The 23,518-nt window shown below is 70.3% G+C and carries 23 protein-coding genes and 2 pseudogenes; 5 read left to right on the forward strand and 20 right to left on the reverse strand.

Annotated features, from left to right (window positions below):
- Positions 1 to 656 precede the first annotated feature (656 nt).
- Positions 657 to 2,999, forward strand: a complete 2,343-nt coding sequence (locus tag AB0I54_RS20475) for a discoidin domain-containing protein (RefSeq protein ID WP_363297465.1) — start codon at positions 657 to 659, stop codon at positions 2,997 to 2,999.
- Positions 3,000 to 3,057: 58 nt separating this feature from the next.
- On the opposite strand, the gene AB0I54_RS20480 is transcribed toward AB0I54_RS20475, so the two are convergent.
- From AB0I54_RS20480 to AB0I54_RS20500, 5 genes are all read right to left on the reverse strand, one after another.
- Positions 3,058 to 4,263: a 4-hydroxybenzoate 3-monooxygenase gene (locus tag AB0I54_RS20480; RefSeq protein ID WP_363297466.1), complete on the reverse strand. Its 1,206-nt coding sequence runs from the start codon at positions 4,261 to 4,263 to the stop codon at positions 3,058 to 3,060.
- 120 nt (positions 4,264 to 4,383) lie between these two features.
- Positions 4,384 to 4,842 carry a MaoC family dehydratase gene (locus AB0I54_RS20485; RefSeq protein ID WP_363297467.1) on the reverse strand — a complete coding sequence of 153 codons (459 nt, stop codon included), beginning with the start codon at positions 4,840 to 4,842 and terminating at the stop codon, positions 4,384 to 4,386.
- 37 nt (positions 4,843 to 4,879) lie between these two features.
- Complete coding sequence (locus tag AB0I54_RS20490) at positions 4,880 to 6,424, reverse strand: long-chain fatty acid--CoA ligase (protein ID WP_363297468.1); 1,545 nt, start codon at positions 6,422 to 6,424, stop codon at positions 4,880 to 4,882.
- Positions 6,425 to 6,434: 10 nt separating this feature from the next.
- The gene (locus AB0I54_RS20495) at positions 6,435 to 7,307 is read right to left on the reverse strand and encodes an amidohydrolase family protein (RefSeq protein WP_363297734.1); all 873 of its coding nucleotides are present in this window, start codon (positions 7,305 to 7,307) and stop codon (positions 6,435 to 6,437) included.
- A 16-nt stretch (positions 7,308 to 7,323) separates the two neighbouring features.
- Positions 7,324 to 8,235, reverse strand: a complete 912-nt coding sequence (locus tag AB0I54_RS20500; protein ID WP_363297469.1) for an SDR family NAD(P)-dependent oxidoreductase — start codon at positions 8,233 to 8,235, stop codon at positions 7,324 to 7,326.
- Between the two features lie 185 nt (positions 8,236 to 8,420).
- Between AB0I54_RS20500 and AB0I54_RS20505 the strand changes: the two genes are divergently transcribed.
- Positions 8,421 to 8,876, forward strand: a complete 456-nt coding sequence (locus tag AB0I54_RS20505) for a MarR family transcriptional regulator (RefSeq protein ID WP_363297470.1) — start codon at positions 8,421 to 8,423, stop codon at positions 8,874 to 8,876.
- Positions 8,877 to 9,001: 125 nt separating this feature from the next.
- On the opposite strand, the gene AB0I54_RS20510 is transcribed toward AB0I54_RS20505, so the two are convergent.
- The 11 genes and pseudogenes from AB0I54_RS20510 to AB0I54_RS20560 all read right to left on the reverse strand — a co-directional run.
- Positions 9,002 to 9,679 (reverse strand): TetR/AcrR family transcriptional regulator, encoded by a 678-nt coding sequence (locus AB0I54_RS20510; RefSeq protein WP_363297472.1) that lies wholly within the window; start codon positions 9,677 to 9,679, stop codon positions 9,002 to 9,004.
- Between the two features lie 91 nt (positions 9,680 to 9,770).
- Positions 9,771 to 11,582, reverse strand: a complete 1,812-nt coding sequence (locus tag AB0I54_RS20515; RefSeq protein WP_363297473.1) for a TIM barrel protein — start codon at positions 11,580 to 11,582, stop codon at positions 9,771 to 9,773.
- 12 nt (positions 11,583 to 11,594) lie between these two features.
- The gene (locus AB0I54_RS20520; protein ID WP_363297474.1) at positions 11,595 to 12,455 is read right to left on the reverse strand and encodes a shikimate dehydrogenase; all 861 of its coding nucleotides are present in this window, start codon (positions 12,453 to 12,455) and stop codon (positions 11,595 to 11,597) included.
- Positions 12,452 to 12,577 (reverse strand): hypothetical protein, encoded by a 126-nt coding sequence (locus tag AB0I54_RS20525; RefSeq protein WP_363297475.1) that lies wholly within the window; start codon positions 12,575 to 12,577, stop codon positions 12,452 to 12,454. Before AB0I54_RS20525 ends, AB0I54_RS20520 begins: the two co-directional genes overlap by 4 nt.
- A 92-nt stretch (positions 12,578 to 12,669) precedes the next feature.
- Positions 12,670 to 14,043 (reverse strand): MFS transporter, encoded by a 1,374-nt coding sequence (locus AB0I54_RS20530; RefSeq protein ID WP_363297476.1) that lies wholly within the window; start codon positions 14,041 to 14,043, stop codon positions 12,670 to 12,672.
- Between the two features lie 253 nt (positions 14,044 to 14,296).
- Positions 14,297 to 15,430: an alpha/beta fold hydrolase gene (locus AB0I54_RS20535; protein WP_363297477.1), complete on the reverse strand. Its 1,134-nt coding sequence runs from the start codon at positions 15,428 to 15,430 to the stop codon at positions 14,297 to 14,299.
- A gap of 57 nt (positions 15,431 to 15,487) precedes the next feature.
- Positions 15,488 to 16,831, reverse strand: coding sequence for a 3-carboxy-cis,cis-muconate cycloisomerase (gene pcaB / locus AB0I54_RS20540; RefSeq protein WP_363297478.1), 1,344 nt, complete (start codon positions 16,829 to 16,831; stop codon positions 15,488 to 15,490).
- Entirely contained in the window at positions 16,828 to 17,427 is a 600-nt protein-coding gene (gene pcaG / locus AB0I54_RS20545) for a protocatechuate 3,4-dioxygenase subunit alpha (RefSeq protein ID WP_363297479.1), read from the reverse strand. Before pcaG ends, pcaB begins: the two co-directional genes overlap by 4 nt.
- A 1-nt stretch (position 17,428) precedes the next feature.
- Positions 17,429 to 18,214, reverse strand: a complete 786-nt coding sequence (pcaH, locus tag AB0I54_RS20550; protein WP_363297480.1) for a protocatechuate 3,4-dioxygenase subunit beta — start codon at positions 18,212 to 18,214, stop codon at positions 17,429 to 17,431.
- A 32-nt stretch (positions 18,215 to 18,246) separates the two neighbouring features.
- Positions 18,247 to 18,488 (reverse strand): annotated as a pseudogene (locus AB0I54_RS20555) (3-oxoadipyl-CoA thiolase); the annotation flags it as partial.
- Positions 18,482 to 18,904, reverse strand: a pseudogene (locus AB0I54_RS20560) (CoA-transferase); the annotation flags it as partial. The pseudogenes AB0I54_RS20560 and AB0I54_RS20555, both read right to left, overlap by 7 nt.
- A 139-nt stretch (positions 18,905 to 19,043) precedes the next feature.
- Here AB0I54_RS20560 and AB0I54_RS20565 point away from each other — a divergent pair.
- The gene (locus AB0I54_RS20565; protein ID WP_363297481.1) at positions 19,044 to 19,514 is read left to right on the forward strand and encodes a MarR family transcriptional regulator; all 471 of its coding nucleotides are present in this window, start codon (positions 19,044 to 19,046) and stop codon (positions 19,512 to 19,514) included.
- A 492-nt stretch (positions 19,515 to 20,006) separates the two neighbouring features.
- On the opposite strand, the gene AB0I54_RS20570 is transcribed toward AB0I54_RS20565, so the two are convergent.
- Together AB0I54_RS20570 and AB0I54_RS20575 are read right to left on the reverse strand one after the other, a co-directional pair.
- Positions 20,007 to 20,207, reverse strand: coding sequence for a hypothetical protein (locus tag AB0I54_RS20570; protein WP_363297482.1), 201 nt, complete (start codon positions 20,205 to 20,207; stop codon positions 20,007 to 20,009).
- Positions 20,204 to 20,716 (reverse strand): carboxymuconolactone decarboxylase family protein, encoded by a 513-nt coding sequence (locus AB0I54_RS20575; RefSeq protein ID WP_363297483.1) that lies wholly within the window; start codon positions 20,714 to 20,716, stop codon positions 20,204 to 20,206. Before AB0I54_RS20575 ends, AB0I54_RS20570 begins: the two co-directional genes overlap by 4 nt.
- 103 nt (positions 20,717 to 20,819) lie before the next feature.
- Here AB0I54_RS20575 and AB0I54_RS20580 point away from each other — a divergent pair, with 103 nt between their 5' ends.
- The gene (locus AB0I54_RS20580; protein WP_363297484.1) at positions 20,820 to 21,368 is read left to right on the forward strand and encodes a helix-turn-helix domain-containing protein; all 549 of its coding nucleotides are present in this window, start codon (positions 20,820 to 20,822) and stop codon (positions 21,366 to 21,368) included.
- Between the two features lie 156 nt (positions 21,369 to 21,524).
- Entirely contained in the window at positions 21,525 to 22,349 is an 825-nt protein-coding gene (locus AB0I54_RS20585) for a PhzF family phenazine biosynthesis protein (RefSeq protein WP_363297485.1), read from the forward strand.
- On the opposite strand, the gene AB0I54_RS20590 is transcribed toward AB0I54_RS20585, so the two are convergent.
- Together AB0I54_RS20590 and AB0I54_RS20595 are read right to left on the reverse strand one after the other, a co-directional pair.
- On the reverse strand, positions 22,336 to 22,686 hold the full coding sequence (locus AB0I54_RS20590) for a hypothetical protein (RefSeq protein WP_363297486.1): 351 nt from the start codon (positions 22,684 to 22,686) through the stop codon (positions 22,336 to 22,338). The two genes, AB0I54_RS20585 and AB0I54_RS20590, sit on opposite strands and share 14 nt — an antisense overlap.
- A 112-nt stretch (positions 22,687 to 22,798) precedes the next feature.
- Complete coding sequence (locus AB0I54_RS20595) at positions 22,799 to 23,356, reverse strand: hypothetical protein (protein WP_363297487.1); 558 nt, start codon at positions 23,354 to 23,356, stop codon at positions 22,799 to 22,801.
- Positions 23,357 to 23,518 lie beyond the last annotated feature (162 nt).

Below are 23,518 nucleotides of genomic sequence, written 5' to 3' on the forward strand. Positions count from 1 at the left end.
ACTCGGCCGACAGTGGGCGTGCGCCTCCGCCCCGGCCCGGTGGCGGACGTCCGAGCCCGCCTACGGAACCCGGCGGATCACCCGCGCGCTCAGCTGGGTCTACGTCAGTCGGCCGGCAAGCCGCGAATCACCTACGGACCGAACTCCCTCTGGACGCACTGGAGATGGCCCCGCGACAGCGCCGGATCAAGAAGAACCCTGGGCCGGTCCACCACAGCGACCGCAGTTCGCCATACGCGTCCATTCGGAACACCGAGCGGCTCGCCGGCATCGGCGCGGCCGCCGATCATTACGTATCCGTAATCAGCGTCTCCTGATTGACCCGGTGATCGGCGGTGGACACGCTCGTCGCGCTGACTCGCATGGCCCGTCAGCGGCACTTCCACATCCCGCCACCGGAAGGACACCGCGCTGTGAGGATCAGACGCATAGGCGTGCCGATACCGCGTGTTCGCAGATCCGGCTCATCACGCGAGCCATGGCGTTCCCTGACAAGTTCCCGCACGCTCATCCTCGTTGCGGTGCTGGCCGTGGCAACCGCCCTACTCCCCCTGGCGGGCCTCGGCCAGAAAGACGCAAAGGCCGACAGTTCAGGGGTGCCCGGCCCTACCGGTGCGGGGTTCGTCCCACACCACGGAGTGGCGCCCGCATCCGCGATGGAATCCACCGCACCGGTACTGCCACGGGACGGGTGGACGGCGACCGCGAGCGACGAGGAGAGAGACAAGGAGGACGGACGCGCCGCCCACGTACTGGACGGGGACACCACCACCATCTGGCACAGCAAATGGTCGGGAACCCCCGCACCGCTGCCGCACAGCATCACCATCGACATGCACCGCACCGCGGTGGTGTCGGCGATCGTCTACCAGCCGCGGGCCGGCAACTCCAACGGCCGCATCGGCAACTACGAGATCCGGCTGAGCGACGACGGCCAGAGGTGGGGTGTGCCGGTGGCCTCCGGCACTCTCGCGGACGACGCCACGGCCAAGACGCTGTCCTTCGCCGCGCAGTACACCCGTTACGTGCGGCTGACGGCACTGACCGAAGCGGGCGGACGGGGTCCATGGACGTCCGCGGCGGAACTCGACCTGCTCGGCGATCCCGGTACCACCGCCGGTGTCGTCGACCTGTCGCGCGAGGGATGGACCGCCACGGCGAGCGACGAGGAGAGCGACAACGAGGACGGACGCGCCGCCCACGTGCTGGACGGCGATACCGACACCATCTGGCACAGCAAGTGGTCGAGAACCCCCGCTCCGCTGCCGCACAGCATCACCATCGACATGAAGAGGCCCCGCACGGTCTCCCAGCTCACCTACCAGCCGCGTCAGGACTCCGCGAACGGCCGGATCGGCGCCTTCACCGTCACCACCAGCTCGGATGGCGCGTCCTTCGGTGCGCCGGTGGCCTCCGGCACCTGGGCCGATGACGACACGATCAAGGGCGCCACGTTCATCCGGCCGGTGACGGCCCGGTATGTGCGTCTGACGGCCACCACCGAGGCGGGCGGCCGCGGCGCCTGGGCCTCGGCGGCCGAAATTCGGCTGGCCGGGCCCGCGGATCCCGCCCGAGCCGGCGCGTGGGGTCCGGTGAAGGGCTTCCCCCTGGTCCCCGTGGCCACGGCCGTCCTGCCGAACGACAAACTCCTCGCCTGGTCGGCGTACGGCGTCGACCGGTTCGGCGGCAGCACCGGCCACACCCAGACCGCAATCATGGACCTGACGACCGGTCAGGTCACACAGCGGCGCATCGACAACCCCGGACACGACATGTTCTGCCCGGGGATCGCCATCCTGTCCGACGGGCGCGTCCTGGTCACCGGCGGCAGCAACGCGGAGCGTGCCAGCATCTACGACCCGGCGACGGACGCCTGGACGTCGACTGCGGACATGCACATACCCCGCGGCTACCAGGCGATGACCCTGCTGTCCAACGGCGAGGCCTTCGTCCTGGGCGGTTCCTGGAACGACGGCCCGGACGGCAAGGGCGGCAAGAACGCCGAAGTATGGTCGCCCGCCACGGAAACCTGGCGCACCCTGCCCGGCGTTCCCGTCGACCCGACCATGACCGCGGACCCGGCGGGTCCCTACCGGGCGGACAACCATGAGTGGCTGCACGCCACTTCGGGCGGCCGGGTGCTGCAGGTCGGCCCGAGCAAGCGGATGAACTGGATCACCACGACCGGCGCCGGGACCATCACGCCGGCCGGGACCCGTGCCGGCAGCCAGGACGCCATGAACGGCAACGCGGTCGCGTACGACATCGACAAACTGCTCACCCTCGGCGGCGCCACCGCCTACGAGAAGGCCATGGCCACGAACCGTGCCTATACCGTCGACGCGAGCGGCGGCGGACAGCCGGTGACCACCCGCACCGGTGATATGCGCTTCGCGCGCGCGTTCAGCAACAGCGTGGTCATGCCGGACGGGAAGGTCGCGGTGTTCGGCGGACAGGCCTACCCCGTACCTTTCAGCGACGCGGCCTCCGTCATGACCCTCGAGATCTGGGATCCGGCTACCGGGACGTTCACGCCCGCGGCGTCGATGGCCGTGCCGCGCAACTACCACAGCGTCGCCAATCTGCTGCCGGACGGCCGGATCTTCTCCGGCGGCGGGGGCCTGTGCGGGGACTGCGCCACGAACCACCTGGACGGCGCGATCTTCACGCCGCCGTATCTGCTCAACCCGGACGGCAGCGAAAGGCCCCGTCCGGCCATCACCGGTCAGATGTCGGCCCACGCAGAAAACGGCACCCAATTGTCGGTAGCCACCGACAAGCCCGTCACGTCCTTCGTCCTCGTACGCGCCAGTGCGGCGACCCACTCCACCGACAACGACCAGCGCCGCGTGCCACTGCAGTTCCGGGCCACAGCCGCGACCTCGTACCAGGTCGACATCCCGGCCGACCCCGGCACCGCCCTGCCAGGGACATACATGCTGTTCGCGCTCGACGCCCAGGGCGTGCCGAGCAAGGCCCGAATGCTGACAATCGACTGAAACCGAAGCCCGGCTGGGCGCGGCGCCGCGAGCTACAGCGACATCGTCTTCGGCCTGCTCATGAATTTCGTCCCGAGTCGTGCGGGACGGTCCCGGTGTAGTTCGCCGCTAGCTCCGAGGCCGCGTGCGGTGAGGTGGCGATGCGGTCCAGTTGGGAGAGCTGGAGCCGGGTGTCGAAGGAAGACTGCCCCGGTGCGGTGTGGAGCGTGGTGGTCATGAAGTACGAGAAGTGCTCGGCCCGCCACACGCGTCGCAGGCAGGTGTCGGAGTAGGCGTCGAGCAGTTCCGCCGAGCCCGAGTCGTACAGACGAATGAGGGCTTCGGCGAGGACCGTGACGTCGGAGGTGGCGAGGTTGAGTCCCTTGGCCCCGGTGGGCGGGACGATGTGGGCGGCGTCGCCGGCGAGCAGGATCCGGCCGTGACGCATCGGCTCGGTGACCCAACTGCGCATGGGAAGTACCGACTTGGCGGTGATGGGCCCGCGGTTCAGTCGCCATGTGGTGTCGGCTCCGAGCCGCAGGTCGAGCTCGTCCCAGATCCGGCGCTCGCTCCAGGCGGCGGGGTGTTCGCCATTGGGTACCTGGAGGTAGAGGCGGCTGACGGACGGGGAGCGCATGCTGGCCAGGGCGAACCCGCGCTCGGAGTGGGCATAGATCAGCTCCTCGTAGGCGGGCGGGGCGTCGGCGAGGATGCCGAGCCAGGAATAGGGATAGGTACGTTCGTGGACCTGGGTCGCCTGCGCGGGCACGGCGCGGCGGACGATGCCGTGGAAGCCGTCGCAGCCGATGACGTAGTCGCAACTGAGGGCGCGGGTCTGCCCCTCGTGGGTGTAGTGGACGACACAGGTGTCCGTGTCCGCGCCCTGCACGGCGTGGACGGGCGCGTCGAAGTACAACGGCGCGCCGTCCTCAAGCTGAAGGGCTATGAGGTCCTTCACGACTTCTGTCTGGGCGTACACCCACACGCGGCAGCCGTCGGCCAGCGCGGGGAAGTCGATGCGGTGACGGTTTCCGCCGAAGCGGAGTTCGATGCCGTCATGGGGCATGCCCTGCTGTTCCAGCCGGGCGGCGGCGCCCGCCCGGCGGAGGGTGTCGACCGTGCCCTGCTCCAGGATTCCGGCGCGCTGGCGCTGCTCGACGTAGGCGCGGTCACGGCTCTCCAGGACCACGCAGTCGATGCCACTGAGATGCAGCAGCCGGGCCAGCAGCAGCCCGGCGGGGCCGGCCCCGACGACGGCGACGCGTGTACGGACGGGGTGGTTCATGGCGTTGCTCCTCGGAGAGTGAGTGCGCTGTCGAGGCGCGGTGGGCGATGACGAAGGCCGCGGCGGGGCGCTGCGGGCCCGGTCGGACCAACCCGCGGCGTCACACGAACGTCATCGCTGTCAGTCGTAGTGGCGGTAGACGGCCTGCGCCACGCACGCGGGCTTGTCACTGCCCTCGACCTCGACGGTGAAGGTCAACTCCATCTGGACGCCGTTGCCCTTGACCTCTTCCACGGAGCCGACCGTGCCGTGCAGGCGGATCCTCGCGCCGACCGGCACCGGGCTGGGGAACCGGACTTTCTCCAGGCCGTAGTTGACGCTCATGGAGATGCCGGTGATCTCAAGGAGTTCACCGAACAGGGGGATGATCAGGGAGAGCGTGAGGTATCCGTGGGCGATGGGACCACCGAAGGGGCCTTCCTTGGCCCGCTCCGGGTCGGTGTGGATCCACTGGTGGTCGTCGGTTGCGTCGGCGAAGGTGTGCACGCGCTCCTGGGTGATGTCGAGCCAGTCCGTACGGCCGAGGTCGCTTCCGGACAGGAACTTGAGTTCTTCGAGGCCGTTGGCGTGGGTGGGCATGGGTCCTGCCTTTCGAGGGGACCCGGACGGTGCCGGGTCAGGGCTGGGAGGGTTTCGCGGGGTGATCCGCACAGGACGCGTACACGGCGGATTTGATGATCTTTCCGGTGGCCGTGCGGGGCAGGCCGTCGACGAAGGCGACGGACCTGGGAATCTTGTACTTGGCGAGCCGACCCCGCAGATGGGCCAGGAGCGTGTGCTCGTCGACGTGAACGTCCGCCTCAAGGACGACGACCGCGTGACCGACCTCGCCCCAGACCTGGTGCGGTACGCCGACGACCGCGCACTCACGGACGGCCGGGTGGCCGAGGAGGGCCTCCTCGACCTCGGCCGGGTAGACGTTCTCCCCGCCCGAGACGAACATGTCCTTGACCCGGTCGACGATGTACGCGTAGCCGTCCTCGTCGGTCCGCGCGACGTCACCGGTGCGCAGCCAGCCGTCGCCGCTGATGGCGGCCGTGGTGTCCTCGGGACGGCGCCAGTAGCCGGTCATGACGTTGGGCCCGCTGACGAGGATCTCGCCGCGCTGACCGGGGGCGGCGGCGCGGCCGTCCGGCAGCACCACACGGGTGTCGGTGAAGAAGTGCGGCACGCCTGCCGAGCCGGCCTTGGCCGCGGTCTGCTTCCGGTCGAGGAAGAGGACGCCCGGAGATGCCTCGGTCATGCCGTAGCCCTGGCTGAAGGCCAGTCCGCGCGCGAGGTAGGTCTCGATGGTGCGGGTCGGCACAGGTGCGCCTCCGCAGCTGAGGGCGCGCAGGCTGGACAGGTCCGCCGTCGCCCAGCGGGACTGGGCGGCGATGGCGTCGTACATCGTCGGGACGCCGAACATGTACGTCACGCGGTGTCGCTCGATGACGTCCAGGACGTCCCCGGCGTGGAAGGCGCCGGGCAGCACCACCCGGCCGCCCTTGAGCAAGGTGGGCAGGCACGTCATGTTGAGCCCGGCGGTGTGGAACAACGGCGCGACGACGAGGGTGACTTCGTCACCGGTGAGGTCGATGTCGACGAGTACGTTGACGCTGTTCCAGATGATGTTGGAGTGGGAGAGGACCGCGCCCTTGGGACGCCCGGTGGTCCCGGAGGTGTACATGATCATGCATGGGTCGTCCGGGGCGACGGTCTCGTCCAGCGCCTCGGCTGCCGCGCCCGCGAGCAGATCCTCGTAGCCGATGGCATCTCCCGCGGCAGGGTCCAGGGCGATGCGGTGCCGGACCTCCGCCTCCTCGGCTGCGGCTGCGGCGACATCGGCCTGTTCGGGGCCGTGGACGAGGAAGGTGCTTTCCGAGTCCTTGAGGTTGTACGCCAGTTCCGGCGCGGCCAGCCTCGTGTTGAGCGGCACGAAGACGGCGCCGAGTGCTCCGGCCGCGAACAGCGTCTCCAGGAAGGCCGGGTGGTTCGGACCCAGGTAGGCGATGCGGTCGCCGCGTCCGGCCCCGAGGGCGCGCAGCGCGTGGGCCAGGCGCAGCACGCGTTGGTGCAGTTCCCGGTAGGTGATCTCCGTGTCCTGGTGGACGATCGCGATTCGGTCCGGTGTCTTGCGGGCCCGGCGCGCGGGCCAGGAACCGATGCCCTGGTTCAGCACGGCATCCCCCTCAGTCTTCGAGCAGGCCGAGCAGGCGGGCGGCGTTGTCCTTGAGGATCTTGGGCCGGACCTCGGGTTTGATGTCGAGTTCCTCGAAGTCGGCGAGCCAGCGGTCGGGCGTGATGACGGGATAGTCGGAGCCGAAGAGCACCTTGTCCTTGAGCAGCGTGTTGGCGTACCGCACCAGTTGCGGCGGGAAGTACTTCGGCGACCAGCCCGACAGGTCGATGTGGACGTGCGGTTTGTGCGTGGCCACGGCCAGGGCCTCGTCCTGCCAGGGGAAGGACGGGTGGGCCAGGACGATCCGCAGCTCCGGGAAGTCCACGGCGACGTCGTCGATCAGCATGGGGTCGGAGTACTTGAGCCTGATGCCGCCGCCTCCGGGCACGCCTGCGCCGATACCGGTCTGGCCCGTGTGGAACAGGGCGGGTACGCCGAGTTCCTCGATGGCCTCGTAGAGCGGATACGCCATCCGGTCGTCGGGGGAGAACGCCTGGATGCTGGGGTGGAACTTGAACCCGCGCACTCCGTGATCCGCCACCAGGCGGCGGGCCTCCCGCACCCCGGCCCGGCCCTTGTGGGGGTCGACGCTGGCGAACGGGATGAGCACGTCGGCGTGGGCGGCACAGCTCTCGGCGACCTCCTCGTTGGAGATGCGGGGATGGCCCGTGGCGTGCTCGGCGTCCACGGTGAAGACCACCGCGGCCATACGGCGCTCCCGGTAGTGGGCGGCCATCTCCTCGATGGTCGGCTGCCGGTGTCCGTGCGCCTTGAAGTACTGCTCGGAGGCGCCGAACAGTTCGGGGCTCAGGGCGCCGTGACCGGTCCGGGAGATCTCGGCGTGGGTGTGGACGTCGATGGCGGTCAACGCGCCGACGTCGATCGACGGGGCGCCCATGTCACACCTCCGGCGCTTGGGGAGCGGGAATCCCGTAGGTCTCGGGATCGGCGCCGACGCCGCTGTGCCACTGCGCGCCGATCGCGTCGGCGCTCCACCCGCCGTCGGCGAAGGCCACGGACTTCTCCTTGGGGTGGGCCCACAGCGCCAGGCGGTCCCCGCCGATGCCGATGGCCTGTCCGGTGACGTCCTTTGCGGCTTCCGAGGCAAGGAACGTGATCAGGCTCGCCACGTCCTCCACGGTGCCGAGACCCTCGTCCTTGCGCAGCCAGTCCGGCAGGGGCGCGCCAGTGCGCTCCGAATCCGCGATGACCGGCGCGAAGGCCGGGATGGTCTTGGTCATCTCGGTGGCCGCGACCGGGACGACGGCGTTGACGGTGATACCGGCCCTGGCCAGTTCCATGGCCCAGGTCCGCGCCATCGCCACGATCCCGGCCTTCGCGGCCGCGTAGTTGGTCTGGCCGAAGTTGCCCCGCTGCCCGGCGGGTGAGGAGATCAGGACGAGACGGCCCCCGGTGCCCTGCTCGCGCATACGGACCGCGGCCGCACGGGCACAGGTGAAGGTGCCGCGCAGATGGACCTTGACGACGGCGTCGAAGTCGTCGTCCGTCATCTTCCACAGCACGCGATCGCGGAGAATGCCCGCGTTGGTGACGCACACGTCCAGGCGCCCGAACTCCCGCACGGCGGTCTCGACGATGTGCTCGGCCGCCGCCGTGTCGCCCACTGCCGCCACGACGCCGGCTGCCTTGCCGCCCTGCGACGTGATGGCGTCGACCGCGGTGTGCACGGCCTCGGGATCGATGTCGTTGACGACGACGGCGGCTCCGGCGGCGGCGAGTGCCTGGGCGTATGCCAGACCGAGTCCGCGACCGCTCCCGGTGACGACGGCGACCTTCCCCTGCAGATCCATGACTGAGTCTCTTTCGTTGCCCTGTGCGGTGGCGCCGGCCGGCGGCCACCCGCTCCAATCAACAGGAATCCTGTCGATGGGCTCGGTGTCAGTGTTGCCATTCATCAGGATTCCTGTCAATGGCCTAGGGTGGGCCGTACAGCACTCAAGGACGGCACAGCGACGGCACCTCGTGGAGGCAGGGCATGACAGATCCAGCGGAGTCCGCGACCGGGGAAGGCGAAGAGACGGGCCCATCTCTGCTCTATCTGCTCAAGCGGGCCGAACTCGTGGTGCGCGCCCGTCTTGAGGAACTGCTCAGGCCCGCCGGTATCACCGCCCTGCAGTACACCGCTCTCACCGTCCTGGAGCGGCGGGACGGAGTGTCCGCCGCCCAGCTGGCGCGGGACTCCTTCGTCACGGCCCAGTCCATGGCCGACATGGTGCGCGCCCTGGAGGGCCGCGGCCTCATCCGTCGTGAGCCCAACTCCCGTAACCGGCGCGAAAAGGTCATCCTGCTCACCGATGCCGGCCGCGAGCTGCTGGCCGAGTACGCCGAGCCGGCACGCCGGCTCGAAGAGCGCATGGTCCAAGATCTCCGACCGGACGAGGTCGAGCAGTTCCGCGGCTCCCTGAAGAGTGCGCACCGCGCGCTTTCCTGAGACCGGGCGCCTGCGACGTTGCGGGCCGATGGAGCGTCAGGAACGCTCGGGGAACTCGTAGACCCGGGCGCGATCAGGCCCAGCGGTGGGCGACGTGGCGGGCGCCCCCGCACCGGGACCCCGGTTCAGCCTCGGACTGTGCCGGGGAGGTCCGAGGTCAGGTAGGAGATGACCATGTTCCCCAGCATCGTCCGGTAGTGCTCGCGGCGGGGTGCCTCGGTGAGGTCGCGGCCGAAGAGCGTGCGAAAGGTGTACCGGTTGGCGACCCGGAAGAAACAGAACGAGCTGATCATCGCGTGCAGGTCGACGGCGTCCACCTCGGCCGTGAACACGCCCTGCTCGCGCCCGGCTTCGAGAATGCGGCCGATGACATCGATCGCCGGGGAGCTGAGGGAGGCGAGCCTCGGCGAGGCGGCGACGTGCACCGCCTCATGGATGTTCTCGATGCTGACGAGGCGGATGAAGTCCGGGTGCGCCTCGTGATGGTCGAAGGTGAGTTCGGCCAGTCGACGGATGGCGGAGACCGGGTCCAGATGCTCGACGTCGAGCTTGCGCTCCTCGTCCCGGATGACCGTGTACGCGCGCTCCAGGACCGCCGTGAAGAGCTGGTCCTTGCTGCCGAAGTAGTAGTAGATCATCCGCTTCGTCGTCCGCATGCGGGCGGCGATCTCGTCCACCCTGGCTCCCGCGAAGCCCATGCGGGCGAACTCCTCGGTGGCCACGTCGAGGATCTCCGCCTGCGTCCGGGCCGCGTCCCGGGTGCGCTTGGCGGACTGAGTCGGCGGGGGGACGGCGGCGGCCATGCGGCTCCTCAGGGCGGACTGTCCGGCGCTGGTCAGTCTAGCCGCGGCCGCCTCCGCGCCTTCGTGCCAGGTCCAAGGGTTTCTGCAGAGGTCACACACCTTGCTGATGAGCATGCTGGGCCGCGAGCCGCACGGCCGCGTTCTGGGCGCCGTACCCCCGGTAGCCGCCGGTGCGCTGCACCAGCTCGAAGAACAGCCGCCCGATCGTGGCGGTGTAGCAGTGGAAGAACTCCCCGTTCTCGTCCCGGTCGTAGAGGATGCCCAGCTCCGCCAGCGCGGCCAGGTCCTGTGGGGCCGGCTCATAGCGGGCCGCCACGTCGTCGTAGTAGTTGGCGGGGATGGGGAGCAGGCCCAGACCCCGTTCCCGGATGCGCCGGGCGGCGCCGACGATGTCGTCCGTCGCCAGTGCGATGTGCTGAAGACGGGTCTCCTCGCCACCGGGCGCCGGCGCGATGTTGAGGACGATCCGGACGCCGCCGCCGGGGGACGCGACGGCCCGGCTGCGCACGAGCCCGTAGGGATCGGCCAGATCGAGGCTGTCGTCCACCTCCAGGCCCAGCACGCCCCGGTGGAACAGCGCTGCCTCGTCGAACTGGTGCCAGGGCTGAGTCAGGGCGATGTGGTCGATACGGCGGATGATCGCGGCCGGCTCCCCCGGCCCGCCGGGCAGGGCGAGCGACGGTACGGCGGTGAAGTCACCGGTCCAGCTGGAGTGGTCGGGCCTTGCGGTACGGCAGAAGAAGAGCTCGGTGCCATCGGGTGCGGCGACCGCGTCCAGCGGTGCGTCGCGCGGGGCACGACGGCGCGGCACGACGGGTGCGAGCATCCCCTCCGCGCGCCGTGCGGCCCGGTCCGGGTCGGGGGTCTCCACGCCGATGGCGGCCAGCGCCGGACCTGGGCGCCGGCCGCTGACACCGGTGTTGAGCAGGATCCGGGCCTCGCCCTGTTCCCACAGTTCGACCGGCTTCGACATGTGCCGTCCGGCGCGGGCGAAGCCGAGGGCCCCGAGCACCGCGCGCAGCGGCTCGGTGTCGGCCGCCGTCAACTCGGCAAAGGCGAACCCGGAAGGGACAGCCGGCGCGGGTGGTGCGGAGAGTCCGGCCGACTCCTCCAGCAGGAGCAGCGAGCGCAGCGCGTCGACGGCGGTGGAGGACGCGTCGGCCTGCCGGAAGACATCGTTGAACACTTCCAGCGACAGGGGCCCTCGGTAGCCCGCCTGTACCACGGCGGTCACCAGAGCGGCGACGTCGAAGCCGCCCTGGCCGGGGAAGCAGCGGTGGTGTCGGCTCCACTGGAGGATGTCCATCGCCATCAGCGGTGCGTCCGCCAGCTGGAGGAAGAAGATCTTCTCGCCGGGGATGTCGGCGATGCCCTTCGGGTCGGAGCCACGGGAGAGGATGTGGAAGCTGTCGAGGCAGGTGCCGAGGGCCGGATGATCCGCCTGTTCGACGATCCTCCAGGCGTGGTCGTACGTCCGGACGTGTCGGCCCCAGGCCAGTGCCTCGTAGGCGATGCGTATTCCATGGAGCTCCGCCCGGTCGGCGAGCAGCCGCAGTTGCCCGGCGGCGAGGTCGTCGTCATCGGCCGATTCGGGGGCGACGCTGGAGCAGACGAGGAGCAGATCCGCGCCGAGGCGCTCCATGACGGCGAACTTGCGTTCCGCACGCCGCAGATTACGGGCGAGTACGTCGGCGGGGACGGCCTCGAAGTCACGGAAGGGCTGGTAGAGGTCGATGCTCAGGCCCAGGTCCGCGCAGCGCAGTCGCACCTCCTCGGGGCTGAGCGGACTGCTCAGCAGATCGTTCTCGAAGATCTCCACACCGTCGAATCCGGCGGTGGCGATGGCGGTGAGCTTCTCGGAGAGCGGGCCGCTGAGCGAGACGGTGGCGATCGACTTGCGCATGGTGTCCTCCTGTCAGGCCGAGGAGGCGGTCAGATCGGCGAGGTCGGTGAGCATCCGCCCGGTGTGCGGTTCGAGTCCGGTGAAGAGCCGGAAGGCGTCGGCGGCCTGGAAGACGGCCATGCCGCCGCCGTCGAGGGTGCGGCAGCCGATCGCGCGGGCCTCGCGCAGCAGCTCGGTCTCCAGGGGCCGGTAGACGACCTCTGCCACCCACAACTCGGGCCGGAGCAGCGCGACGGGCAGCGGCAGGCCCGGGTGGGCGGCCATGCCGGTCGGGGTGGCGTGGACGAGCCCGTCCGCCTCCGCGAGGCGCTCGGCCACCGCGGTGGTCGGCGCGGACACCGCGCGGCCGGTCCCGAAGCGCGAGGTCAGCACGGCGGCGAGCGCGGCGGCGCGTGACGGGTCGGTGTCGAGCAGGGTGAGCCGGTCGACGCCGAGGTTCAGCAGCGCATGTGCCACGGCGGCGCCCGCCCCGCCCGCGCCGAGCTGGACGACGTCACCGGTGGGCGCGTCGGGCAGGCCGCGGGCGAAGGACTGGGCGAAGCCGGTGACATCGGTGTTGTGCCCGACGGCACGCCCGCCCTGGAAGACCACGGTGTTCACGGCACCGAGCTCCGCGGCCTCGGGGGCCAGCTCGTCCAGGTGCTCGATGACCAGCTGTTTGCAGGGGTGGGTGATGTTCACGCCGTCGAAGCCGAGGCGCTGGGCGGCGCGCACCAGCTCACCGACGGCCTCGGGCTCGACGCCCAGCGCACGGATGTCGAGGGTGCGGTAGACGAGGCGCACACCGTGCCGGTCCGCTTCGCGTTCGTGCAGGGCGGGGCTGAGGGAGGGGCCGATGCCGGAGCCGATCAGGCCGGCAAGGTACGAGGTCATCGAGGGGTCCCGTGGGTCAGTTGGGCGAGGTGGGTGAGGTGGGTGAGGTGGGTGAGCACGAGGACCAGTACAGACATCGGCACGGCGGTCTCAGGTGCGGCAGCGTGGGCTGGATTCGCCATGATCCGCTCCTTACGTACTAACTGGTTAGCTCACTGCATGGACGGTGGGGCCCCTCGGAGAAGCCCGCCGAGGGGCCCCTGGTGTGGCCGGTTCAGAGAGCGGTCGACTGGCGGGCCGGCATCGGTTCCGGTACGCCCTGGGATCGCAGGCCGAGCCGGGCCGTGGGGACCCGGTACGTCTCGCGCCCGGTGGCCACGGCTATCGCGCAGATCACGCAGAAGGCGGCGGTGAAGATCGCGACGCCTGTCCAGTTGTCGCCGTGGAGGCCCGCGATCTGTGCCGCGAAGGTCACCGAGAAGCCGGCGACCGCGAAGCCGATCTGGGTGCCGACAGCCATGCCCGACAGACGGATCCTGGCGGGGAACATCTCACCGTAGAACGAGGGCCAGATGCCGTTGGCGGCGCTGTAGACGACACCGAAGAACAGCAGTCCCGTCACGAAGACCAGCGGGTAGTTGCCGGTCGAGATCGCCCACAGATAGACGAAGACCATCACCGAGCTGCCGAGCGCCCCGGCGAGGAAGACGGGCTTGCGGCCGATCCGGTCCGAGAGCCTGGCCCACAGCGGGATGGCGAGCAGGGCGACCCCGTTGGCGCAGCCGTTGACCCACAGCATGTCCGTCTTGTCGAAGCCGACCGCGTCACTCGTGGCGTACGTCAGGGCCCAGACGGAGAAGATGGTGCTGACCGTCGCGATCAGCGCCGCCGCGACCACCCGCAGCACATCCGCCCAGTAGTTCCTGAGCAGCTCCGCCAGCGGCATCCTGGCCACGTTCCGACTGGCCGAGACCTCCTGGAACACGGGGGTCTCCTCCAGGGTCCGGCGGATGATGTACCCGACGACCGCGACGACGACGCTGAGCAGGAACGGAATACGCCAGCCCCACGTGTACAGCTGCTCGTCCGGCAGCGCGGCGACCGGAATGAACACCACGGTCGCGAGGATCTGCCCGGCCTGGGTCCCGTTCAGGGTGAAGCTCGTGTAGTAGCCGCGCCGGTGTTCCGGCGCGTGCTCCAGTGTCATCGCGTTCGCGCTGGCCTGCTCGCCGGCCGCGGACAGGCCCTGGAGCATCCGCATCAGGACCAGCAGCACCGGAGCGACGGTGCCGGCCTGCGCGTATGTGGGCAGGCAGCCGATGAGGAAGGTCGACAGACCCATGAGGACCAGCGTCCACACCATGATCTTCCGTCGGCCGAGCCGGTCACCGAAGTGGCCGAGGAAGAGAGCCCCGACAGGGCGCAGGGCGTACGCGACGCCGAAGGTCGCCAGGGAGATCAGGGTGGCGGAGGCCGGGTCGTCCGGGTCGAAGAAGACCTTGGGGAAGACCAGCGCCGCGGCACTGCCGTAGATGAAGAAGTCGTAGTACTCCAGCGCGCTGCCGATCCAGGCGGCGAGAGCGGCCTTGCGGGGCTTGCCTCGGGGCGGCACGGCGGGCGCCTCGTCGGCCTGTGGATGAGCGGACACATGAACTCCTCGGGGACAGCAGCCTACCCATGAGCGAGGGGCGGGCGGCGGGAGGGACGGGGGCGGCGTTGGGGAGAGAACGCCGGAGCGGGTACCGAGCGGTAGGCAGAGACACCCGACCCGAACAGTTAACGCACTAGATAGTTAATTAACTGGGAAGTGATAGTCCTCCGCCCCTCCGACCGTGTCAATACATCCGGCACATCCGGCCGTGACGAAGTGGCCGGATGTGCGCCGACGCGCAGGCGGCGGGTCAGATCTCCCTGTCCTCCGCCAGCACCCGCTGTGCCGTGGCGAAGGCCGCATTGGCTGCCGGAACGCCGCAGTAGACCCCGGCCTGGAGCAGCACAGCGCCTATCTCCTCGGGGGTCAGACCGTTGCGCAGGGCGGCCCGCACATGCAGGGCCAATTCGTCCAGGTGCCCATGGGCGACAAGCGCGGTGAGCGTGACGAGGCTGCGCTCGCGCCGGCTGAGCGTGGGGTCGGTCCAGACCTCGCCCCAGGCATAGCGGGTGATGAAGTCCTGGAAGCGCGCGGTGAAAGCGGTAGTACGGGTCTGAGCCCGATCGACGTGATCATCACCGAGCACCTCTCTGCGAACCGCCGCCCCCGCCCCCGGTCCGGGCGCCGCGAAGTGCTCCCGCAGTGCGCCCAGGACGGCCCCGGGCCGATCGGCGGGCGCGAGATGCGAGGCGTTCGCCAGTTCGGTGAGCGCCGCGCCCGGCACTCCATCGGCGATCTCCCGGGCGTGCTCGGGCGGTGTGACGGGATCCAGGCGTCCCGCGACGACCAGGGTGGGGGCCGATATCGCCGGCAGGTCCGCACGCAGGTCGAGGACGGCGAGCGCATCGCAGCAGGCGGCGTACGCCTCCGGGTCGGCCCGCAGCAGATCGTCGACGAGTCCGGGATGACCGGAGCCGGGGGCGAACCACCGCGCGGGAGCGCTCGCGGCGACGGGGCCGGTTCCCGACTCCCGTACGAGCGCGGCCCGTTCGCGCCAGGGGCCGGGCGGGCCGAAGTGCGCGGAGGAGCAGACGACGGCGAGCCGGTCGATCCGCTCGGGATGGTGTGCGGCCAGCCACAGGCCGACCGCGCCGCCGAGTGACACCCCGGCGTAGTGGAAGCGGTCGAGGCCGAGCGAGTCGGCCAGTGCGAGGACGAGTTCCCCGAGTTCTCCGACGGATGTCTCGGTGCCGATGAGTCCCGCGGACGATCCGCCGTGTCCCGGCAGGTCCCAGCGGACGGTACGGAAGGCCGAGGCCAGTTCGGGCGCGACCGCGTCCCACAGGGACGTCGAGGTGCCCAGGGAGGGGCCGAGGAGCAGAGCGGGCCCGGTGGCCGGGCCTTCGGAGCGGTGGTGCAGCGTTTTGAGCGGGAGTGGGGTCATGACCTGTGCCTGTGTATTCGACGGTTGGGTGGTTGAACGGCTCGGCGGTTCGGCGGCTCAGCGCCGTCGCAGTGCGCGGTCGGTGAGCGCCCCGGCGGCGCCGGTGTAGTGGGTGGGGTCGAGGAGGGCGTCGAGGTCGAGGTCCTTGCATGAGGACTCCTCGGCCAGGAGGTCCGTCAGCACGTCGGCGAGTCGCGCGCCGCTCGAACGGGAGGCGAGTGCCGCTTCCGTCAGCAACCGCCTGGCGCGGGCGCGGCCCAGTCGGGCGCCGAGGACGGCGTTCAGCCGTTCCGAGACGATCAGCCCCTCGGTCAGGTCCAGATGGTCGCGCATACGAGCGGGGTGCACCCGCAGGTCCCCGGCGAGTTGCGCCGCGTCCCGGGCCGCGCCCGCGGCCACCCGGAGCAGATCGCGCAGGGTCTCCCACTCGGCGTGCCATGCCCCGGCGGGCCGCTCGTCCTCGGCGGCCACGGAACCGTACAGCACGGCGGCGAGCGCGGGCGCCCGGCGCGCGGCGGCGGCGACGAGGGTGGCACGTACCGGATTCGACTTGTGCGGCATGGCGGACGAGCCGCCGCCGCTGCCTTCGCTCAGCTCGCCGATCTCGGTACGGGAGAGGACGAGGATGTCGGCGGCGGCCTTTCCGAGCGCTCCGGTGGTGAAGGCGAGCGCCCCGGCCAGGTCGGCGACGGGTGTGCGGAGGGTGTGCCAGGGGAGGGTGGGTTCGGCGAGGGCGAGTTCACGGGCGTAGGCACCGAGCAGCCGCAGCCCGGCGCCCTCCGTCTGCGCGTAGGCGTCGAAGGCCGCCAGCGTGCCTGCCGCTCCGCCGAGTTGCACGGGCAGTGAGTCGCGTACGGTCGTCAGCCGGTCCCGTGCGTCGAGCACCAGGCTTCGCCAGCCCGCGGCCTTCAGCCCGAAGGTCGTCGGTACGGCGTGCTGGGTCAGGGTGCGGCCCGGCATGGGGGTGTCGCGGTGTCCGGCGGCGAGTCGGGCCAGTGCCGCCGCCGTGCGGTCGAGGTCGTCCAGTAGCAGCGCCAGCGTCCGTGCGGCGACCAGCATCGCCGCCGTGTCGAGCATGTCCTGGCTGGTGGCCCCGCGGTGGACGTAGGGCGCGTGCGCCTCGGGGACCGCCGCCGTGAGATCGGCGACGAGCGGGATGACGGGGTTGCCGCCGTCGCGTGCGCGCAGCGCCAGGTCCCGTATGTCGAAGCGGGAGGCCCGGGCTGCCCGCGCGACGGCCTCGGCCGCCTCCTCGGGCGCCAGGCCGAGTGCCGCCTGGGCGCGGGTCAGTGCGGCCTCGGCGTCCAGGATCGCCTGGAGGAAAGCGGTGTCCGAGGTGGCCGCATCGGCGGGCGAACCGGCAACGCCCGGGGCGAGCAGACCGTGGGTCACAGGAGTCACAGGAACTCCAGGAACACGGTCTCGGACTCCCCCTGCAGCCGGATGTCGAACCGGTATCTGGCGTGTGGTTCGGCGGCTGCCACCAGCGTCGCGCGCCGCTCGGGCGCCAGCGATGCGAGCAGCGGGTCGGCGGTCAGCGCCTCGGCCGGCTCCGGCAGATAGGCACGGGTGAAGAGGTGGTGGGTGAGGCCGCGCGCGAAGACGCACACCCCGATGTACGGGGCGTTGCCGCCGCGCGCGCCGGGGCGGAGCGTGCGGATCGCCCAGTGGCCGTCCGCGTCGGCCGGGACCCGGCCGAAGCCGGTGAATCCGACGCCGTCGCGGCCGAGGAACCCGCCGGTGACCGGGTCGCGGCGCAACGAGCCGCTGATGCGCGGCAGTTCGCCGTCCGGCCCCGGCCCCCAGAATTCGAGAAGTGCGTCCGGTACCGGATCGCCGGCGCCATCGCGGACGCAGCCGTGCACGGTGATCGTGTCCGGGTGGCCGACCGGGGCGATCTCCGCGCCGCCGGGGAAGGGCAGCGCGTACCCGTAGAAGGGCCCCACGGTGTGGGCAGGAGTGGGGTGCACGGGAGTGGTCGTCATGTCAGCGGTCATGTCAGCGGCCTTCCTCGATCCAGGTGGCGGCGGGGCCGTCGAGCACCATGTCCCAGCGGTAGCCCAGGGACCACTCGGGCCGTGACAACCCGTGGTCGTAGCCGGCGACCAGCCGCGCGCGTGCGGCCTCGTCGGTGACGGACTGGAGGATGGGGTCGTAGGCGAAGAGCGGGTCGCCCGGGAAGTACATCTGGGTGATCAGCCGCTGGGTGAAGGCCGATCCGAAGAGCGAGAAGTGGATGTGCGCGGGCCGCCAGGCGTTGGTGTGGTTGCGCCACGGGTAGGCGCCGGGCTTGATCGTGGTGAAGGTGTAGCTGCCGTCGTCTGCGGTCAGTGTCCGCCCCACTCCGATGAAGTTGGGGTCGAGCGGTGCGGGGTGCTGGTCGCGCTGATGGGCGTACCGGCCCGAGGCGTTGGCCTGCCAGATCTCGATCAGCTGGCCCCGTACGGGTCGCCCGTCGCGGTCGAGGAGCCGGCCGCTGACGGTGATGCGTTCGCCGAGCGGCTCACCGTGGCACTGGCGGGTGAGGTCGCTGTCGAGCTCGGTGATGTCGGTCTCGCCGAAGGCGGGCGAGCCCAGCTCGACGGCCTCCGGGTCCTGCCGTACCGCTATCGGCACGAGCGGTTGCCGGGGGTGCCGTAGGAGGCTGGACCGGTAGGGGGCGTAGTCCCGGGCCGGGTGATGGCTGCGCGGTGCGCCGTCGGAGACGGACTTCTCGTACGCCTCCCGCCGCTGCCTGATCTCGTGGTCGATGATTGTCTGGTCGTCGGGTGCGGTCTGTGCCATGAGTGAACTTCCTTGTCCTATTGCTCCAGTACCAGCGGGTGGCCGAGGTCGAGGGCGCTGCCGAGGGGTTGAGAATCGCCGGGTCGAACTCCGGCCAGTGCGGTTCGACCGCCGTGACGGCGGAGGCGGAGATCCGGGCGAGCGGTTCGTGGCCGGTGGCCCTGAGTGCTTCCTCGTCCACGAGCAGCAGGGCGGCGGCGTCGTCGTTGAGCGGCGAGGAGTTGCCCGGGGTGATGGTTCCCTTCTCGGTTCGGAACGACGGCCGCAGGTCAGCGCGACCACCCGCTGCACGAAGATGCCCGGCAGATGGACCTGGTCGGGGTCGAGTGCGCCCGGCTCGACCAGCTCCTCCACCTCGGCGATCGTGACCTTGCCCGCCATCGCGGCGAGCGGATTGAAGTTCCGCGGGGACTTGTTGAGGACGAGGTTCCCGTGCCGATCGCGGCGGGCCGCCCGGACGAGAGCACGACGCCGCCCTCGCCGTCGTACCTCCACGGCAGCCCGCCCTGTGCGACCTGCTTGCCGACGTCGGCCGGGTGTAGAACGCCGGGATCCCGCAACCCCCGGCCCGCAGCCGCTCCGCGAGCGTGCCCTGCGGAATCGGCTCTGCCGCGCGGATCAGCACGTTCGAACGCCGTTGAGTCCGAAACCGCCGACGGCCAGTGAGGCCCCGTCCGGGATGTCGGCCACAGCCCTTGTCCATCCGTCCGCTCCTCACTCCAAATTAATCAGTACACTGAATGTATTTTTCTGGATCGGAAGCGTGACATGATGGGAATCCAGGGTCAAGACCCTCAGTGCAAGGAGCATCCGACCGAAAGGACACACCGTGCCCGCGCTCGACCTCGGCAGTCACCCCGGCCATCTGGCCAGGCGCCTCCAGCAGGCGCACACACTGCTGTGGACCACGATGGTGTCGGAGGACGTCACCTCCCCGCAGTTCGCGGTGCTCAACACACTGGTCGGCGAGGAGGGCCTGGACCAGCGCACCGTGGGCGAGCGAGTCGGACTCGACCGGTCCACCGTCGCCGAGGTGATCCGCCGTCTCGCCGGCCGTGGCCTGGTCCACAAGGTACGGGACGCCAAGGACGCGCGCCGGTCGGTCCTGCGCGCCACCGACGAGGGCGTGCAGGTGCACCGGAAGCTCTCGGCGCGGACCGCCCGCATGAACCAGGTCTTCCTCGCCCCGCTGGACCCCGCGGAGCAGGCGACCTTCCTCGATCTGCTGCGCCGCGTCTCCGATGCCGCCGAGACCCTGCGCCACCCTCCCGCCCGGACGCCGGAAAGGCCCGCACCATGACGTACGGAACACATCCGCGGCACACCTCCGCGGACTGGTGGGTTACGGCGGCCCAGGCCCGTGACACCGCCGCACAGTAACTGAGCGATTCGGCCGGCGCCGACGAACTGCTCGGCACCCTGCGCCTCTTCAGCCAGGCCCGGCGCGCCACGGACGTCTGCGTGGGCGCCGCCATCGAGGGGCTGCGCGGGCAGGCGCATATGTTGACCCGTGCTTCACGGAGGACTTCGTCCCGGCCGATGACGAGGACACCTTCGTCCGGCGGCTGCCGCTACACGCCGCCCCCTGGGATACCTGGATCAAAGCCACACGCTCGTCGAGGCACTGGTCCACCGAGCAACTGGCCGCGCCGGCCTCCTCGGGGTGCCAGACGACTCCGGCCCGGCCCAGGATCATGCGATCCGGGCCGGGCCCGCGTATGCCGGGGTGCGGCTACGGCGACGTAGGCGGCTGGGGAAGCCGCCCTGCGGAGAGACCAACCAGCATGGAACGTCAGGATTCGCAGGTGATCAGCCGGACGGCCGGAGCTGAGACCAACTGGGTGTGGGGGCTGCCGGGGATCCGGACGTTGACGAAGCCGCCTTCGAGCGCGAAGTCGACGCCCTCGGCGCGACTGACGGGACGGCCGTCGGCATCGGTGATGGTGTAGCCGGACACTAGCTCGATCGAACCCTTGCGCCACTCGCGGTTCATGCGGACACCTCCGGGAAGTCGAGGTCCGGCTGGGCAAGGTGGTTGAAGTAGTTGGACAGCGTGTTGAGTGCGATGTGGGCGACAATTTCGGCCAGTTCGGCATCGGTCACCCCGGCTCGGCGGGCGTCGGCCAGTGCCGTGTCCTCGACTCGACCCCCGCTGCGCATGACCTCGCGGGCGATCCGCAGCACCGCGTCGGCGTGCGGGTCGGCGTCGTCGGCACCCTCGCGGGTGCGGACCAGTTCCTCGTCGCTCAGGCCCAGCTTGCGGCCCCGCAGCGTGTGGGCGCTGACGCAGTACGTGCAGTGGTTCTCCTGGGCGGCCAGGAGCGCGAGCTGCTCGCGGAGGCGGGCGGGCAGAACGCCTCGGCCGAGGTGATCGCGCAAGGCCAGGTACCCGGCGAGTGCCGCCGGGCCGTTGGCCATCGCCGCATACAGGTTGGGCAGCCGGCCGAGCTGGCGGCGGGTCTGGTCGAGAAGCCCCGAGGGGTCGTCGGTGAGCTGTGGCATGCGTGGCACGAGTCCTCCAGATGGTACCGATCGGTTCCGTCTTCTTGCGGCAAGACGGTACTGATCGGTTCCGTAATCGTCAAGATCGGGATAGCCTGGTCCCATGGCCACCCACGCACGCGAACGCCTCCTCGACGCCGCCGAGGAACTCTTTTACGCCGAGGGCATCCGCGCCGTCGGCGTCGAACGCATCCTGGCCGAATCCGGAGTCGGCCGGGCCTCCTTCTACCGGCATTTCGCCAGCAAGGACGACCTGGTCGTGGCCGTCCTGCAACGACGCGACCAAGCCTGGCGCGCATGGCTGGCCGAACGCGTGGATGCCTTCGGCGGTGACGCCCTGGACGTCTTCCATGCGCTGGCCGAGCGATTCGCCAACGCCGACTTCCGCGGATGCGCCTTCATCAACACCATGGCCGAGACCGCCGACACCAGCAGCGCGGCCTACCGGGTCGCCGCCGAACACAAGGAGCGCGTCACCGCCTACGTTGCGGGCCTGCTCAACAAGAGTGGACACGAGGATGCCGAGGCACTCGCGCGACGGCTCGTTCTGCTGATGGACGGAGCGATCGTCACCGCACTGCGGGAACGCACAACGGCACCCGCCGCGGAGGCACACGCGGTCGCGGCAGCCATGCTGGACAACGCAGCATGACCCTGCTCAGGAGGCCCCACTCCCCCTCTCCAACCTGGTTCCGGGACCGCAGCCGCGTCAGCTGAAGCGAATGGCCAAAGGTCTCCCCGGCCGTCATGCCACCTGTTGGGAATTGGCACTGCCCGGCCGCTGCTCAGGGCCTCTACCGTCCCGTCCATGCGGATCAGAATCGTCGACGCCTTCACGGAGCGTCCCTTTGCCGGCAACCCCGCGGGCGTCCTGCTGCTGGACACGGACTCCTTCCCCGAGGACCGGTGGCTGCAGCGGGTCGCCGCCGAGGTCGGCCTTCCGGAGACAGCATTCGCCCACCCTCTCCCCGGACATGCCGAGGCCGACTGGGCGCTGCGCTGGTTCACTCCCGCCACGGAGGTGAACATGTGCGGCCATGCCACCCTGGCCACCGCACATGTGCTGAACGCGACGGGCCTGACCCGCGGCATCGTACGGTTCGCCACACGCAGTGGCATACTGCGCTCGACCGGTGCCGACGACGGCACCATCACCCTGGACTTCCCCACTGCCCCACTGCGTGCCATCGCACCGCCCGACGAGATCGCCGCTGCCATCGGCACTGACGTCCTGTCCGTCCACGAAACGGGCCCGGATGTCGGTGAGCCCCTGGTCGAGGTGGCCGACGAGAAGACCGTCCGTCAACTCACCCCCAATCTGGCTGCAGTGGCCGCGCTCCCTTGGCGAGGCGGCGTGATCGTCACCGCACGCGCCGACAACCCGGCCGCCGACTACGACTTCGTCTCCCGCTGCTTCTTCCCCGGCATCGGCATCGACGAGGATCCCGTGACCGGCGGCGCCCACACCGCGCTGGCGCCCTTCTGGTCCGCCCGCCTCGGTGGCACCACGCTCACCGGTCTTCAGGTGTCGGCCCGCAGCGGCCTGGTGCGAACCGAGCTGCGCGGCGACCGCACGCTGCTCCACGGCACGGCCGTCACCGTCATAGACGGGGAACTGCTCACCACGCCGTGAGGCGAAGGATCGTGGACCGGAATAGGGACATACCCAGGCCGGATAGGACCAGCCCGTGCCGAGGGCCCGCACCGCGAGCCCCACGGTGAGGATGACGAGCCCGCCGATTACGGTCGGAGAGGGCTCCGGCCAGCGGTATGACGGCGACGGGAACGGCGGTCCAGGGCAGCATGCGCACGCCGCGTGCCGGGCTGATGGCAGCGGTCTCGGAAAGCCTGAGCAGCACCGCGTACGCCCACATGGCGAGCCCGAGCCGCCGCAGCACCGGCAACTCGGCGGCCTCTGCCCGGTCGTTGTGGAACAGGGTCTGCCACCACTGCTGCGCTTCGGCAGCCAATTGCTGTCGCACCGCCTGGAGACAGGCGGTTCCCGCAGCCAGGTAGAGGGAAGCGTCCTGCTCCGCATGCGCACACGTGCCGGAGGAGGATCGGCGCGGCTTACTGAACGCGCTACAGGCCCTCGCTACAGCGATAGGTGAAGGATGCCGAGGCCGTGTGCGCTGTGGGGGTGAGGATGTCGACGACGACGCGCGCCTTGTCGGTGCCCCTGCCATGGAAGGTCCAGCGCATCGGCAGGCTGACGTGTTCCTGGCCCGCACGTACGGTTTGACGCAACTCGCCCGAATCAGTGCCGTCGCTCCGGACCCATCGGTAACGGATGCTTCCCGCCGCCCCGTTGGTCGTGACCACGGCGACCACGGTGGCCGATCCGTCGCACCGCAACTCGGTCGGCCGCGCGCTCACCGTGACCTGGGTGACGGCCAGTTCCGGAGTGTTGCGCTGCCACACGATCACGCCGATGGCGGCGGCCATCAGCAGCACGAGGGCCACCCGTCCCAGCAGCCACCCGATGCGGCGCCGGGTACGCCCGGTGTGATGCGGGGGGCCGTCCCGCCAGACCGTGGTGGTGCGGTGGCGGGGGGACTCCCCGTCGGGCAGACGCAGGGTCGGCAGTGCGTCCTCGGCCATCGGATTCAAGGGGTACACACCGGTGTTCCACACGGTCACGGCCGTGGGCTGCTCGTCGTGCCGCTGTGGTGGTGAAGGGGTGGCGCGAGTGGGAGTCCAGCCCGTTGACAGGTACTCAGGAGCTTCCTCCTCATGCGTGCCGCGATGGTGGTGCCGGCCGAATCGCCGGGTGGGCGCATCGTCATTCGTACTCATACCGGT

It is taken from the genome of Streptomyces sp. NPDC050625, assembly GCF_040654755.1.
Taxonomy (GTDB): domain Bacteria; phylum Actinomycetota; class Actinomycetes; order Streptomycetales; family Streptomycetaceae; genus Streptomyces.

Excerpts from the sequence above, each read along its gene's own strand:
- AB0I54_RS20475 (WP_363297465.1), top strand. The coding sequence starts at position 657 with ATGGAATCCACCGCACCGGTACTGCCACGGGACGGGTGGACGGCGACC.
- AB0I54_RS20480 (WP_363297466.1), bottom strand. The coding sequence starts at position 4,263 with ATGAACCACCCCGTCCGTACACGCGTCGCCGTCGTCGGGGCCGGCCCC.
- AB0I54_RS20485 (WP_363297467.1), bottom strand. The coding sequence starts at position 4,842 with ATGCCCACCCACGCCAACGGCCTCGAAGAACTCAAGTTCCTGTCCGGA.
- AB0I54_RS20500 (WP_363297469.1), bottom strand. The coding sequence starts at position 8,235 with ATGGATCTGCAGGGGAAGGTCGCCGTCGTCACCGGGAGCGGTCGCGGA.
- AB0I54_RS20505 (WP_363297470.1), top strand. The coding sequence starts at position 8,421 with ATGACAGATCCAGCGGAGTCCGCGACCGGGGAAGGCGAAGAGACGGGC.
- AB0I54_RS20510 (WP_363297472.1), bottom strand. The coding sequence starts at position 9,679 with ATGGCCGCCGCCGTCCCCCCGCCGACTCAGTCCGCCAAGCGCACCCGG.
- AB0I54_RS20515 (WP_363297473.1), bottom strand. The coding sequence starts at position 11,582 with ATGCGCAAGTCGATCGCCACCGTCTCGCTCAGCGGCCCGCTCTCCGAG.
- AB0I54_RS20520 (WP_363297474.1), bottom strand. The coding sequence starts at position 12,455 with ATGACCTCGTACCTTGCCGGCCTGATCGGCTCCGGCATCGGCCCCTCC.
- AB0I54_RS20525 (WP_363297475.1), bottom strand. The coding sequence starts at position 12,577 with ATGGCGAATCCAGCCCACGCTGCCGCACCTGAGACCGCCGTGCCGATG.
- AB0I54_RS20535 (WP_363297477.1), bottom strand. The coding sequence starts at position 15,430 with ATGACCCCACTCCCGCTCAAAACGCTGCACCACCGCTCCGAAGGCCCG.
- pcaG (WP_363297479.1), bottom strand. The coding sequence starts at position 17,427 with ATGACCGCTGACATGACGACCACTCCCGTGCACCCCACTCCTGCCCAC.
- pcaH (WP_363297480.1), bottom strand. The coding sequence starts at position 18,214 with ATGGCACAGACCGCACCCGACGACCAGACAATCATCGACCACGAGATC.
- AB0I54_RS20570 (WP_363297482.1), bottom strand. The coding sequence starts at position 20,207 with ATGAACCGCGAGTGGCGCAAGGGTTCGATCGAGCTAGTGTCCGGCTAC.
- AB0I54_RS20575 (WP_363297483.1), bottom strand. The coding sequence starts at position 20,716 with ATGCCACAGCTCACCGACGACCCCTCGGGGCTTCTCGACCAGACCCGC.
- AB0I54_RS20580 (WP_363297484.1), top strand. The coding sequence starts at position 20,820 with ATGGCCACCCACGCACGCGAACGCCTCCTCGACGCCGCCGAGGAACTC.
- AB0I54_RS20585 (WP_363297485.1), top strand. The coding sequence starts at position 21,525 with ATGCGGATCAGAATCGTCGACGCCTTCACGGAGCGTCCCTTTGCCGGC.